Genomic DNA, 13,676 nt, shown 5'->3' on the forward strand with positions numbered 1-13,676 from the left:
GCTTGCCGTTCTCGTTCTCATAAAACTGACCATCAACACCGGCCTGCATGATGAAGGTATTGATGTCCTGATGCAGATCCCCTGCCGTCGAACCGCTTTCCAGCCGGTTATGCGCGCCTTCGACACGACCCCAGATCGCAGCATTTCTGGCGGCGTCAGCCTGTGTTGCCGTCTGTGTTGCCGCCTGTATTGCCGATTGTGTTGTCTGCTGGCCCAGATAGCGATCTCCCACGCGCTGTTGCAAAGTCGACAGATGATTGAGCGCCTGAAGCGTTGCGGTATAGGATTCATAGATAGGTGCTGCCGCACTGTAACGCGGACCCGTTGGCGTTGTCGGGTCAGTCGGATCGGTTGGGTTTGTGGGGTTTGTAGGATTGGTTGGATCAGTCGGATTTGCCTTGGTGTTCTGGCTGACAAGATACCAGTTGCCATCATTGGGACCGGCCTTGCTGTTCTTCTGCAGCGTATAGGCATAGGCCGACGAGGTCATGAGCGCCTGCTGTCCATCCCCGGTGGTGTAATCGCCATTCAATGTAAATGTACCATTCGACTGACCGTTCACATCAACCACCTTGATGCCGTTGACCGTCTGAGCACCAAGACCACCACGATTGTTGACCTGAACCTTGGTGGTTCCTGATGTGTTGCCACCCACCTGAAGCCTGTCGCTTACTGCATTATCGTTGGCCAACACCGTATTGATCGCAAGCGTGCCGCCATTGCCGGTGTAATTACCAGCTATGTTCAGCATGGTTCCGCCGGTGCCGCCAAAGTTAACGGCACCAGAGTTGGAAAGCGCTGCCATATTGGTGGAGAACCCACCCAGATCAATGGCCGAGCCATCAGCCACCGAATAGGCCGATGCTCCGCTGAATGCATCCTGTGCACCCTGAATGAGTTTTGCACCGGCAACGTTGGTATCACCCGAATAGGTGTTTGCGCCGTAAAGTGTCAGAGAGCTGGTGCTGGTCTGACTGAGTGTGAGGCCAACCACGCATTCTGTTGAGCAAGAAAATCTGTCGCGTGCGAACCGGCAAATCGACTATCGTATCTTCCAGACGCTTTAAATCTTCCCGAGCCGATACGATTTGATCGGGAAGAATAACGGGAGGCGCATACAGCTCTTCTGTCAAACCATCGAGCAGCACTTGCCGTCGCCGTTCAGAGCGGTAATGGCTGATCGCGGCGTATTTCGTGGCTTTTGAAAGATAGGAAGGTGAAAGGCTCACATGGGCTTTTGCTTTCGCCCAAATTACTGCGAAAACATCCTGCACGACATCAGCCGCGCTAAATGAACTGACCTTACGTGTAGCAATGCGCTCCAAACGGCCGCGCTCACTTCTATATAGTGTTTCAAGTTGCTCTGCTTTGGCCTTATCCATCAAGTATGCCCGCGGCCGTCACACTTGACCCATCGTCAACGCTTTTCAATATCGGCCTTATGGTGATCGCTTAAATACTGGATTGTTATTATCAAGTTTTAGTTACAAAGAAGTTTCACGGCCGTGAGGGTCGGATCGTGTTTACCAACCCGCCTCGGGACCATGGGTCAACAATGTGCTCAGATACCACTATGGGGCATTAGATCCATCATTCGTAGCCGATTATGCGCACGCATATTTGCCAAACGACAGACATGTGAAAGGTTCACATCAATCCATGATCTGATCTACGACCTGCATCCACTTCCCAGTAACCACTGAAGTTCAGCTTGCCTCCGATACGCCATGCCGCCTTCAAAATATGGCGTACAATCGCTTGCCTAAGGGAAGCAGAGCCGCTGCGTAATATAACGGTGACACGGTATTGACAGGTTGAAATTTGTTGTGTGTTATAACACTCGACAGATTAAGATTTGAACAGGAAGCATTATGACCCATCACGACAGCACGCGCCGACTAGAGGAGCGGCTCAACGATCTTTCTCTGTTGCGCGACAAGGCGTATATCGCCGGCGAGTGGGTGGATGCCGATAGCGGCGACACAGTGATTGTAATTGATCCGGCAACGGGCCTCGAGATCGGTTCCGTGCCGAACATGGGTTCAATCGAGACCCGTCGCGCTATCGAAGCAGCTGAGAAATCCCGTCACGGGTGGGCGGCGCTGGCTGCCGTCGAACGCGCCATTGTATTGCGACGATGGTTCGACCTGATTGTCGCCAATCTTGCCGATCTTGCAACTATCATGACAGCAGAACAGGGCAAGCCGCTCGCTGAAAGTCAGGCAGAGATCCGCTATGCCGCATCCTTCGCGGAATGGTTCTCGGAAGAGGCAAAGCGCACATATGGCGACCTGATCCCTGCTCCACGCGCCCGGTCCCGCATCATGGTCCTCAAACAGCCGATAGGTGTTGTCGCTGCAATCACGCCGTGGAACTTCCCGGCTGCGATGATCACCCGCAAGTGCGCTCCGGCTTTCGCCGCTGGCTGCTCCGTTGTGGTGAAGCCCTCTGAATTTACGCCTTACTCGGCGCTGGCGCTCGCTGAACTTGCCGAGCGCGCCGGTATACCGAAGGGTGTTTTTAACATCGTAACCGGTGACGCTGTCGCAATCGGGGGCGAAATGACCTCTAGCCCGATCGTGCGCAAGATCAGTTTTACCGGTTCAACCCGCGTCGGCAAGCTCCTGCTCGAACAGTCGGCAAATACGGTAAAAAAAGTCGCTATGGAGCTTGGCGGCAATGCCCCACTCATCGTCTTTGAAGACGCTGATCTTGATGTCGCTGTGCAGGGTGTTCTCAATGCAAAATTTCGCAACACCGGACAAACCTGCATCTGCCCGAACCGCATATATGTGCATGACGGCGTCCACGACGCTTTCATCGAACGCCTCTCGACCGCAGTCAGCAAATTGAAGGTCGGCGACGGATTTGTCGATGCTGTGCAACAAGGTCCGCTGATCAATGAAGCAGCGTTGACGAAGGTGGAACGTCACATCGCGGACGCACTCGGCAAGGGCGCCAAGGTTGTGGTGGGGGGCAAGCGTCACGAACTTGGGCGGACTTTCTACGAGCCGACTGTACTGACGAATGTAGACGCTACAATGCTCTTCGAGAGCGAGGAGACCTTTGGCCCTGTTGCCCCGGTACAGCGCTTCTGGGACGAGAAAAGTGTCATCAAGGCCGCCAATGCCACGAGCTCCGGCCTCGCTGCTTACATCTTCACCCGCGATCTCGATCGGATGTGGCGGGTTGCCGAACAGATTGAATCCGGGATCGTCGGTGTCAATGAAGGCCTCGTGTCGAACGAGGTTGCGCCGTTCGGCGGCATAAAAGAATCCGGTATTGGCCGCGAAGGCTCAAAGTACGGGATCGAGGAGTTCCTCGAATTGAAATACGTCTGCATTACCCAATCCGAAGCCTGACGGCCCGTCTGCATAATGCCGATGGGCCTCATATAAACACATAATAAAAGGGGAATAACGTGAAAATCACGAATACTTTGAAACTGGGAATTCTGGCCTGTGCGACCGCACTGATGGGAGCAACGGCCTTTACAGGAGCCGCACAGGCAGGCAGCGCCCTGGACGCCATCAAGTCACGAGGCACACTCATCTGCGGCGTGGGCCAGGCAGTCCCCGGCTTTTCAGCACCGGCAGCGAACGGCGAACTCGCCGGTATCGATATCGACTATTGCAAGTCGATGGCAGCGGCCATTCTCGGCGACTCTTCCAAGGTGACCTATCGTCAGACGTCCTATTCAGAGCGCTTCGTGCTGCTGTCGTCGGGCGAGATTGACGTTCTTGCTCACGACACGACGACCACGCTTAACCGGGAAGGTGCTCAAAGCGCCCGCTTTACATCGCCAAACTATTTTGATGGTTACACCTTCATGGTGCCGAAATCGCTCGGCGTCGACAGCCCGGACAAGCTGGCAGATGCCACAGTTTGCATCTTGCAGGGCTCGACTTTTGAAGTGAACACTGAGAATTTCTTCAAATCGCGCGGCATGAAATACACACCACTTGTCCTGAGTGCCTGGGAACAGCTTGACGCCGCCTTCTTTGGAGGCCGGTGTGATGCCTTCGGTGGCAACTACGGCAATCTCGCCGGATCGCGCGCCGGTAACGGCAATGTCGACGACTACATTATTTTCCCGAACTTCATAACGCTGGAACCCTACGCCCCGGCTGTGAAGAGTGGTGATGAGCAGCTCTTTCTCATAGCTCGCTGGGTTATGTTTGCTCTTGTTGAGGCAGAGCGCCTCGGTATCACGCAAGCGAATGTCGCAGACCTCGTGAAGAACTCGGTTGATCCGGAAGTTAAGCAAATCTTAGGTGCCACGGCAGGTAACGGCAAAGATCTCGGCCTGTCCGATGATTGGGTCGTGAAGATCGTCTCGGCCGTCGGGAACTATGGCGAGAGCTTCGAACGCAACCTTGGAAAGGCTTCGCCCCTCAAGCTCGACCGCGGTCTCAACGACCTTTGGACGAAGGGTGGCCTCATGTATGCAGCACCGTTACGTTAATGCGTAGCGAGCGCCTTCAAAACGCGCTGTTTGTCGCGGCAGTCATCGCAATCCTTGCGTGGCTGTCGCACAATCTTGCGTCCAACCTCGCCGCCCGCGGTATCAACATCGATTACGGCTACCTCTGGAGCGCCACCTCATTCCCAATTGGGGAATCCCTGATTTCTTTCAGTTCGGGCGACAGCTACTTTCGCGCCCTACTGGTCGGGTTTCTCAACACCGTGAAGCTGGCCTTCGCCGCAATCGTTCTGTCCACGATACTCGGTCTTCTGATTGGCCTCGCAGGGCGTGCGAGCCATCCACAGCTTCGTACACTGGCAAAGACATATATTGAGGTGACGCGCAACACGCCGCTTCTGCTAATCCTCGTTGTCTGCGCGACTGCTGTACGCGTGCTTCCACCGCCACGTCAGGCATGGAATTTCTGGGACTCAATCTTCATCTCGAGCCGTGGCGTCCAGGTGCCGACAGTGCTTGTCGGCGATGCCGGACCAGCACTGATCATTATCACCGTTCTCAGCCTCCTCAGCGGCTACACATTCTGGCGTCTCATGGTGCGGAAGCGCAACGAAACGGGCCACTTCTCCCGCCCTGCCACAAGTGGCTTTTTCATCTCCATGGCTGCACTCGCGGGCGTCGTCATATATGCACTTGGCTGGGGCGAGATTGAGAAACCGGCGCTCACAGGCTTCAATTTTCGTGGGGGCATGGGCATGACGCCGGAATACATCGCGATGTTGGCCGGCCTCTCATTCTATACATCAGGGTTCATCGCCGAGATCGTGCGGGGAAGCCTTGCAGCCCTGCCAAAAGGCCAGTCAGAAGCAGCCAGCTCACTGGGGCTCAGCCCCATGCTGACACTCTATCTGGTTCTGGCTCCGCAAGCAGTGCGGCTCATGCTGCCGCCGCTGGCCAATCAGTATCTCAACGCGATCAAGAACACGACGCTGGCTGTTCTCATCGGCTATCCGGACTTGGTTTCCGTGGGTAACACTGCACTCAACCAGACCGGACGAGCTATCGAAACTGTCTCCATCTATCTGCTGATATACCTCACGCTCAGTCTGCTGACCTCTGCGGTCATCCGATGGCTGGAAAAGCGCGCACAATTGGTGAAATCATGAGTGAAGTTACCACAGCACTCCCTCGTCCTTCGAATGGCGGCGTCTCAGGCTGGCTCCGCCCCTATTTTCATCCGTGGACGCATGCCCTGCTAACGCTGATCATCACTGGCAGTCTTCTGTACCTCTTTTCACGCTTCTATCAGTGGGCAGTCACCGATGCCGTCTTCGGGAAAGCCTCGCCAGAAACCTGTCGCGCCGCGGCCGGTGCCTGTTGGGCGTTCCTGAACGAGCGTTATCACATCATCCTCTTCGGCAGCTATCCGATCGATCAGTATTGGCGCCCGACGCTTGCGGTCGTATTGGTACTCACCATCCTCATCCTCAGTGGGTTCCGGCGCTTCTGGAAACCGGCGCTCGCACTGGCCTGGATTGTGGTCATGGTGATCAGCCTGATCCTTATGAGCGGAGGCATCTTCGGTCTGCCTTCTGTATCAACGAGCCGTTGGGGTGGTTTGCCGCTCACCGTTGGTCTTTCAGCTTTTGGAATCGTGCTCGCACTTCCACTGTCGATCCTAATCGTGCTCGGTCGCCAATCGAAGGCGGCAGTCATCCGGCGCTTCTGCTCGCTGTATGTTGAGATCGTGCGCGGGCTGCCGCTGATCGCTGTGCTGTTCATTGCATCGACCATGCTTCCTTTCCTTCTGCCCGGCGGCAACCTCGTCGACAACATTTTGCGGGCGCAGGTGGCGCTGATCCTGTTCCAGGCGGCCTACCTCGCAGAGGCGATACGCAGCGGTCTAGAAGCCGTGCCGCGCGGACAGTCGGAAGCGGGGCGCAGCCTTGGCCTTTCCAGCGGCCTGATCTCGCGCCTTATCGTGTTGCCGCAGGCATTTCGTATTGCTCTTCCCGCAATTATCAACACTTTCATCGAGTCCATCAAGGACACCACACTGATCAGCATCATTGGCCTCATCGACGTGCTCGGCGGAGCCCGCGGCGCGATTGCCGACGGTGCCTGGCTTGGCTTCTATCGTGAGGCCTATCTCGTCGTTGGCGGCGCATTCTTCATGTTCTGCTTCATCCTTTCCCTTCATTCCCGACGCCTTGAGCGGGAATTTGCCAACGAGAGGCGATGAACATGGACAACGGAGAAATCGCGCTGACAGACGATGGCCACGTGCAGACCTACAAAACGCTCGTCCAGGACACACTCAATGAACAGATCTATCAGCAGATCAAAGAGAAGCTGATTATCGGGGAGTTCCGCCCCGGTGACCGGCTTGTGCTGCGCAATCTCTCAGCAGCGCTGGGTACAAGCGTCGTTCCTGTCCGCGACGCACTTCAGAAGCTCGAAAGCCTCGGTGCTCTGCGACTTGAGCGCACCTTCATCGTTCCGCGCCTGACAATCGCCGAACTCACAGAGATCCGGGACATCCGCGTGGCGCTTGAAGGTCTTTCTGCGGCCCGTGCTGCGTGGGCTTCAACACCCGAAAGTCTCGCAGGTTTGCGGGTTCATTTCGATGCGATGACAGAGGCTGCACGCGGCAACGACACCAGCCGGTTCCTGCGCGCGAATGCCCGCTTTCACCTGCACATCGCGGACATGAGCAACTCTCCCATCCTACGCGATATGATTGAGCCACTCTGGCTGAGGATGGGCCCCTCCGTACGCCTTGCCAAAGCCGAGCCCGGCAAGCTGATAAACGCCATTCCCGATCACGAGATTGCGATCACTGCCATCGCGTCCGGGGATGCAACCGCCGCGCGCAAGGCAATCGTCTCTGACGTCGTTAACTGTTTCGGCATTCTGGCTGAAGCCTCTCAGGAGACCGTCAGATGATGGCGCCACTGAGCACTACGCAAGCGCAAACCCTTACATTGCAACATTTCGGCATCAGCGGCCAAGTCACCGAACTTGGCGGTGAACGCACCCAGAATTTCCTTATCCGCACGGTTGACGGTAGCGGCTTCACGTTAAAGGTTTCAGACCCGCTGGAAAGTCTCGATGGTGTAGAGCTCGAAAGTGCGGCTCTTCTCCATATTGAAAGCGTCGCACCAGAAATCACAGCTCCCCGCGTTGTCCAGGCTCTCGACGGTGAGTGATCCATCTTCTTCGGAGTGGAAGATGGTCGGTATTTGCGGTTACTCACCTATATCGAAGGTACGCCGCTTTCTCATGTCGGGGCTCCAACCAGCACGCTACGAAGTGCCATCGGGCAAGCAGTCGCCAACCTTGATACTGTTCTGGCAGGCTTTGACCATCCCTATGCAAGCAAGCGCGACCTCATCTGGGATGTCAAGAACCTCAACCGCCTGCGGCCACACCTCGCCTTGATTAACGTGCACCGTCGTCCGCTGGCGGAGGCAATGCTCGACCGGTTCGAGGCGGTGGCAGGCCCAAAACTTGCCCAGCTGCCCGCGCAGGCAGTGCACAGCGACATGAATGGTCAGAATATCCTCATCGACGGTGAACGCCTGGCCGGCTTCATCGATTTCGGCGATCTCGTCCATGCGCCTCGCCTTGTCGATCTTGCCGGCGTAGCCCTGCTGCAGATGCATGGCGGAGAGAACGACCTGCTGGATGTTGCAGACATTGTGACCGTCTATAACGAGATCACGCCGTTGACCGATCTGGAAATCGAGCTGCTGCCGGAATTCATGATTGGCCGCTGTGTCATCAATGTCCTTGTGACCGAATTTCTGGCGGACCGTGCCCCGGCTAACCGCACTTATATCATGAAGAACAACCCTGGCTCCTGGAAGCGATTGGAGCGACTGTCAATCTTGTTGCAAAATCCGTTCAGGAGCCCTCTCCAGAAACGAAGGCACACGCCATGAGCATACCTGTGATGATCAACGCGTTCGACACAAAGAACGCCGGAAATTTGGATGAGCGCACCCGTGAACTCGTAGAGCGCCGCCAGCGTGTTCTGGGTCAGCCGTATCGGATGTTTTACGAGGAGCCTGTCCATTTCGACCGGGCAAGCGGCGTGCGGTTATATGATGAGGAAGGCAATGCCTATCTCGATGCTTACAACAATGTACCATGCGTCGGCCATTGTCATCCCCGCGTTGTGAAGGCGATTGCCGAACAGGCCGCCCGTCTTAACGTGCATACCCGCTATCTCGATGAAGGTATTGTAACTTATGCGGAACGGCTGCTCGGCCAATTCCCCGTAGAAACCAACCGCCTGATGCTGACCTGCACGGGCAGCGAGGCCAACGATCTGGCACTCCGCATCGCATGTAATCATACAAGCGGCACTGGCTTCATCGTTACCGCCAATGCCTATCATGGTATCAGCCACGCAATTGCCGCCATGTCGCCGTCGCTCGGCCTCAACGTACCGCTCGCGAGCGATGTGCGTACCGTTTCGGCACCCGATCCACGCCTCGCCGGCTCCGTTGAAAAGGTCGGTACGTTCTTCGAGCATGAAGTGCGAGCCGCTATTGCAGACATGCACCGTCATGGCATTCGTCCAGCGGCACTTCTGGTAGACACAATCTTCTCCAGTGACGGCGTCTTCGCAGAACCGTCCGGCTTTCTGGCTGGAGCAGTGGCCGCAATCCGAGAGGCTGGCGGTCTTTTCATAGCCGACGAAGTACAGGCGGGCTTCGGTCGCCTCGGCACGCATATGTGGGGGTTTCAGCGCCATAGGCTCGTGCCTGATCTCGTAACCATGGGCAAGCCTATGGGCAATGGCTACCCAATTGCAGGCGTCGTCGCACGCGAAGAAGTACTTGAACGTTTTGCCCGCGAGGCGCGTTATTTTAACACTTTCGGCGGCAATCCAGTCGCTTGCGCCGCCGCCACGTCGGTTCTCGACATCCTTTGGGACGAAGACCTGCTGGCGAATGCAACCAAGGTCGGCGCGCATATGAAAGCCAGCTTCAAAGCCCTCTCGAAGCGTCACTCTGCCATCGGCGATGTCCGTGGTGAAGGTCTCTTCCTGGGCGTTGATATTCTCAATGTTGACGGCGCTCCCTCCCCGCAGGTGGCGGGCGCTGTCGTCAACGCCCTTCGCCGCCGCAGGGTGCTCATCAGCGCATCAGGGCCACTCGGCCATGTCCTGAAGATCAGGCCGCCACTGCCCTTCTCCATTGCAGACACTGACGAGCTGATACAGGTCTGCGACGAGGTGCTCTACACTCTCTGAAACCAAATGATCGAGTAACGAAGGTCTCATTACTCAAAAAAGCAGGATCAATCGCGTCGGCTACTGCCAAAGGCGCGACATTGCAGGAGGACACTCGAATGATGGGCGAAAATGTCATACGTGCCAACGACCTTCAGGCTGATACGACTAAAATGACGGTCTCAGCTACCGATGTGGCAATCGAGATCGAGAGTATGCACAAGTGGTATGGCGAGTATCACGCTCTCACGAACATCGACCTGAAGGTTATGCGCGGCGAGCGCATTGTCGTCTGTGGACCTTCCGGTTCCGGCAAGTCCACGATGATCCGCTGCATTAATCGTCTCGAAGAACACCAGAACGGCAAAATCGTTGTTGACGGCATCGAGCTCAACAATGATCTGAAGAAGATCGACGAGGTGCGCCGCGAAGTTGGTATGGTGTTCCAGCACTTCAACCTCTTTCCGCATCTCACAATCCTCGAAAACTGCACACTTGCCCCAATCTGGGTCCGCAAGGTTCCCAAAAGAGAAGCCGAAGCCATGGCAATGCATTATCTGGAGCGTGTCAAAATCCCGGAACAGGCTCACAAATATCCGGGCCAGCTTTCAGGTGGTCAACAACAGCGCGTAGCAATTGCCCGTTCACTCTGCATGAAGCCGAAGATTATGCTGTTCGACGAACCTACTTCAGCCCTTGACCCGGAAATGGTCAAGGAAGTGCTCGACACGATGGTGTCGCTCGCTGAAGAAGGAATGACCATGCTGTGCGTGACCCACGAAATGGGCTTCGCCCGTCAAGTCGCCAACCGCGTGATCTTCATGGACCAGGGTCAGATCGTCGAACAGAACACCCCTGCCGAATTCTTCGACAATCCGCAGCACGAACGCACCAGGTTATTTCTTAGCCAGATACTCCATTAGAGGATCGCACTGCGCAATACGGGCGGCTGTCGAGAGGCGGCTGCCCGTATTGATCAGGAAGAGGTGTACATGCAAATTATCGCTATGCCGAACTTCTCGATTGCTAGCCGAGGATATTAGAAAACGCCGCTCTTTTGCGTGAAGGGGGAATCCTATCCATCGGCGGAATTGAGCAAGCCATCAATCCCGCACACTTCGCCGGACGCAGGGGTTTTCAAATATAAAATGGGACGGCCTTGCCGCCCCGGAGCCAATTTAGCCAACGGGGCTCATGCGACAATTTTCTGCATCTCAATCAAGTGTAGAAAGAACAGCAGTTGCAATGACCTCTGTCCTGTCCTTGCCCGCTATAACGCCGACACCTTGCGCAGTCGTACGCTCTATGGCCGTCATTACACGGGCAGCTGCATCACGTTCACCCAGATGTTCGAGCATCATCGCGCCAGACCAGATCGCAGCAATCGGATTGGCAATACCGAGGTGAGCAATATCCGGGGCGGAACCATGCACAGGCTCGAACATCGATGGCGCGCTGCGGTGCGGGTTGATGTTGGCAGATGCGGCAAATCCAAGACCGCCCTGAATTGCGGCCCCTAGGTCCGTCAGGATATCACCAAAGAGATTAGATGCGACGACGACGTCAAGGCTTTCCGGCGCCATCACCATGCGGGCCGCCATGGCATCGATATGATAGCTCATCACCTCGACATCGGGATACTCGTCCGCCAGCTGCGCGGTGATCTGGTCCCAGAACACCATTGAATACTTCTGTGCATTGGACTTTGTAACGGACGCGAGCTTACCCCGTCGCGCACGAGCCTGCTCGAAGCCGAAACGCAGGATACGTTCGACGCCGGTACGAGTGAAGATCGACGTCTCTACTGCCACCTCGTCAGCCGTGCCCTGATGAACACGCCCACCGGCACCTGAGTACTCGCCCTCGGTGTTTTCACGGATGCAAAGAATATCGAACCCTTCGGTACGCAGCGGACCCTGAACGCCCGGCAGCAGACGGTGCGGTCGGATATTGGCATATTGAACGAAAGCCTTACGGATTGGCAGCAGAAGGCCGTGCAGCGAAACAGAATCGGGCACTTCCGCCGGCCAACCGACAGCACCGAGCAGGATGGCATCGAAGGTGCGTAACGTCTCGATGCCGTCAGCAGGCATCATCGCGCCGGTTTCCTTGTAGAAGGCGCAGGACCATGGCAGCGTTGTGCCCGTCAGCTTGAAATCGCCACCCGCTGCCTTATTGAGGACGGCCCAGGCCGCCTCGGTCACTGCTGTACCAATGCCGTCGCCGGGAATAAGTGCGATCGAATAAATTTTCATGGGATTGTTCTCCGAACCGGGCAGTAACAAACGAGAGAAAAGGGCACCGTCGTCGCCACGGTACCCTTCGCAATGTCAGTTCAGGTTCTCGGCTATACGCCACTGCGCCGTGTCGTCGAGCGCTTTGCGCAATCGGTCTACCGCCTCGTTCACCTGCTCCTCGTTGATGATGAGCGGCGGGCAGAGTGCCACGACGTCACCAATGGCGCGGACGATAAGGCCATGCTCGTGTCCGGCAGCAAAGGCGCGGGCGCCGATTTTGCCCGCCGCAGCGAAGGGACGACGAGTTTCCTTGTCAGCCACAAGCTCGAGACCCGCAATGAGGCCGGCCCCACGGACTTCGCCCACAAGAGGATGATCAGCGAGTTCCGCGAGACGTGCCTGAAGGATGGCGCCCATGCGGGCAGCGTTACCGATGAGGTCACGTTCTTCGATGATCTTGAGGTTCTCAAGTCCGACTGCAGTCGCGACGGGGTGGCCGGACGCCGTAAAGCCGTGGCCGAAAGTGCCAATTTTTGCCGTGTTGTCAGCGATCGCATTGTAGACAGCTTCGGTGAAGACCACAGCGGCAAGCGGCATGTAAGACGAGGTCAACTGCTTGGAAATTATCATGATATCCGGCGTGAAGCCGTAGTACTCGCAGCCAAAGCTGGTGCCGAGACGGCCGAAGCCACAGATCACCTCATCAGCGATCAGCAAAATGTCATGTTTACGGCAGAGGTCTTCGATGCCCTTCCAATAGCCAGACGGAGGAGGCATGACGCCGCCCGCAGCCATCAGCGGTTCGCCGATGAAGCCAGCAATGGTTTCCGGACCTTCCTCAAGGATCACAGCTTCGGCCTCGGCAATCAGGCGTTGCGTGAACTGTGCCTCGCTCTCGCCAGGCAGGCCGTTGCGATAATAATGCGGACAGGTCAGGTGGCGGACTGGAATGGCCGGCAGGTCGAAATCTCTATGATTATTTGGCAAGCCCGTCAGGCTGCCTGATGCGATTGTAATGCCGTGATAAGCGCGCGTGCGGGCGAGGAATTTTTTCTTCTGCGGACGGCCGAGGGCATTGTTCATATACCACACCATCTTGATCATGGTGTCATTGGCTTCGGAGCCAGAACTTGTGAAGAAGACACGCGTCAGTGGCTCGGGCGTCATCTCGACTATCTTCTCAGAGAGACGGATCGAGGGCTCGTGCGACTTGTGGCTGAACGTATGATAATATGGCAGTTTAGCCATCTGCTCGGCGGCAACCTTTACCAGACGCGGCTCATCGAAGCCGACAGCGACTGACCAAAGACCGGCAAGGCCTTCAATATATTCTTTGCCAGCATCATCATAGATATAGATGCCCTTGCCATGATCTATAATCATTGGCCCCTGACGCTCATGCGCGCGGGCGTCCGTGTAAGGATGCAAAGTGGTTGTGATATCGGCATGGGCCAGTGAATTGGAGAGCTTGTCGCTCATTTTTATTTCCTCCTTCGGGCATTCCCGCGAATACGCGCAACCCCGGGGCGGCGGATGCGAGGCCGCCACCGAGTTCATGTTTGACTTAGCGCCCTTTCGGGAACCAAAGGCGAGATGGCAGGCACCCGCCTTCGGCAATCGTTACTAATTTCCGCACACTTTGACCCTCAACGTACTGGAGACCGGGCGCAGGCATGTCATTCAAGCACCTGGAAAACGGTCTGTGGCACATAGATGAGCTACGATTTCGGCGAAGTTCGTCCAAATCGTGTTGGCATTTCCCCTGAGACCGAAC

13 protein-coding genes are annotated in these 13,676 nt (G+C 56.3%); 9 read left to right on the top strand and 4 right to left on the bottom strand.

Annotated features, from left to right (window positions below; genetic code table 11):
- Together CEV32_RS02100 and CEV32_RS23320 are read right to left on the bottom strand one after the other, a co-directional pair.
- The coding region (locus tag CEV32_RS02100) for an autotransporter outer membrane beta-barrel domain-containing protein (protein ID WP_143128777.1) at positions 1-994 on the bottom strand (994 nt) is incomplete at its 3' end.
- A complete protein-coding gene (locus CEV32_RS23320; protein WP_143128778.1) occupies positions 921-1,382 on the bottom strand; it encodes an RNA polymerase sigma factor in 462 nt (153 codons plus the stop codon). The genes CEV32_RS02100 and CEV32_RS23320, both read right to left, overlap by 74 nt.
- A 489-nt stretch (positions 1,383-1,871) precedes the next feature.
- On the opposite strand from CEV32_RS23320, the gene CEV32_RS02105 reads away from it, so the two are divergent.
- From CEV32_RS02105 to CEV32_RS02145, 9 genes are all read left to right on the top strand, one after another.
- The gene (locus tag CEV32_RS02105) at positions 1,872-3,362 is read left to right on the top strand and encodes an NAD-dependent succinate-semialdehyde dehydrogenase (protein ID WP_094573794.1); all 1,491 of its coding nucleotides are present in this window, start codon (positions 1,872-1,874) and stop codon (positions 3,360-3,362) included.
- A 59-nt stretch (positions 3,363-3,421) separates the two neighbouring features.
- Positions 3,422-4,465, top strand: a complete 1,044-nt coding sequence (locus tag CEV32_RS02110; protein WP_143128779.1) for an amino acid ABC transporter substrate-binding protein — start codon at positions 3,422-3,424, stop codon at positions 4,463-4,465.
- On the top strand, positions 4,465-5,589 hold the full coding sequence (locus CEV32_RS02115) for an amino acid ABC transporter permease (RefSeq protein ID WP_094573796.1): 1,125 nt from the start codon (positions 4,465-4,467) through the stop codon (positions 5,587-5,589). The genes CEV32_RS02110 and CEV32_RS02115 overlap by 1 nt, the downstream gene beginning before the upstream one ends.
- Positions 5,586-6,665: an amino acid ABC transporter permease gene (locus CEV32_RS02120; RefSeq protein ID WP_094573797.1), complete on the top strand. Its 1,080-nt coding sequence runs from the start codon at positions 5,586-5,588 to the stop codon at positions 6,663-6,665. The genes CEV32_RS02115 and CEV32_RS02120 overlap by 4 nt, the downstream gene beginning before the upstream one ends.
- 2 nt (positions 6,666-6,667) lie before the next feature.
- On the top strand, positions 6,668-7,369 hold the full coding sequence (locus tag CEV32_RS02125; protein WP_167382726.1) for a GntR family transcriptional regulator: 702 nt from the start codon (positions 6,668-6,670) through the stop codon (positions 7,367-7,369).
- Complete coding sequence (locus CEV32_RS02130) at positions 7,366-7,632, top strand: hypothetical protein (protein WP_094573799.1); 267 nt, start codon at positions 7,366-7,368, stop codon at positions 7,630-7,632. Before CEV32_RS02125 ends, CEV32_RS02130 begins: the two co-directional genes overlap by 4 nt.
- Before the next feature lie 33 nt (positions 7,633-7,665).
- Complete coding sequence (locus tag CEV32_RS02135) at positions 7,666-8,367, top strand: phosphotransferase (protein ID WP_167382727.1); 702 nt, start codon at positions 7,666-7,668, stop codon at positions 8,365-8,367.
- Positions 8,364-9,686 carry an aspartate aminotransferase family protein gene (locus tag CEV32_RS02140; protein WP_094573801.1) on the top strand — a complete coding sequence of 441 codons (1,323 nt, stop codon included), beginning with the start codon at positions 8,364-8,366 and terminating at the stop codon, positions 9,684-9,686. The genes CEV32_RS02135 and CEV32_RS02140 overlap by 4 nt, the downstream gene beginning before the upstream one ends.
- A gap of 98 nt (positions 9,687-9,784) precedes the next feature.
- Complete coding sequence (locus CEV32_RS02145) at positions 9,785-10,588, top strand: amino acid ABC transporter ATP-binding protein (protein WP_094573802.1); 804 nt, start codon at positions 9,785-9,787, stop codon at positions 10,586-10,588.
- Positions 10,589-10,879: 291 nt separating this feature from the next.
- Here CEV32_RS02145 and CEV32_RS02150 read toward each other — a convergent pair whose 3' ends face one another.
- Both CEV32_RS02150 and CEV32_RS02155 read right to left on the bottom strand, forming a co-directional pair.
- Entirely contained in the window at positions 10,880-11,920 is a 1,041-nt protein-coding gene (locus tag CEV32_RS02150) for a tartrate dehydrogenase (RefSeq protein WP_094573803.1), read from the bottom strand.
- Between the two features lie 75 nt (positions 11,921-11,995).
- Positions 11,996-13,381 carry an aspartate aminotransferase family protein gene (locus tag CEV32_RS02155; protein ID WP_094573804.1) on the bottom strand — a complete coding sequence of 462 codons (1,386 nt, stop codon included), beginning with the start codon at positions 13,379-13,381 and terminating at the stop codon, positions 11,996-11,998.
- Between the last annotated feature and the right edge of the window lie 295 nt (positions 13,382-13,676).

The sequence above is a fragment of the Brucella rhizosphaerae genome (genome assembly GCF_002252475.1).
Classification (GTDB): Bacteria; Pseudomonadota; Alphaproteobacteria; order Rhizobiales; family Rhizobiaceae; genus Brucella; species Brucella rhizosphaerae.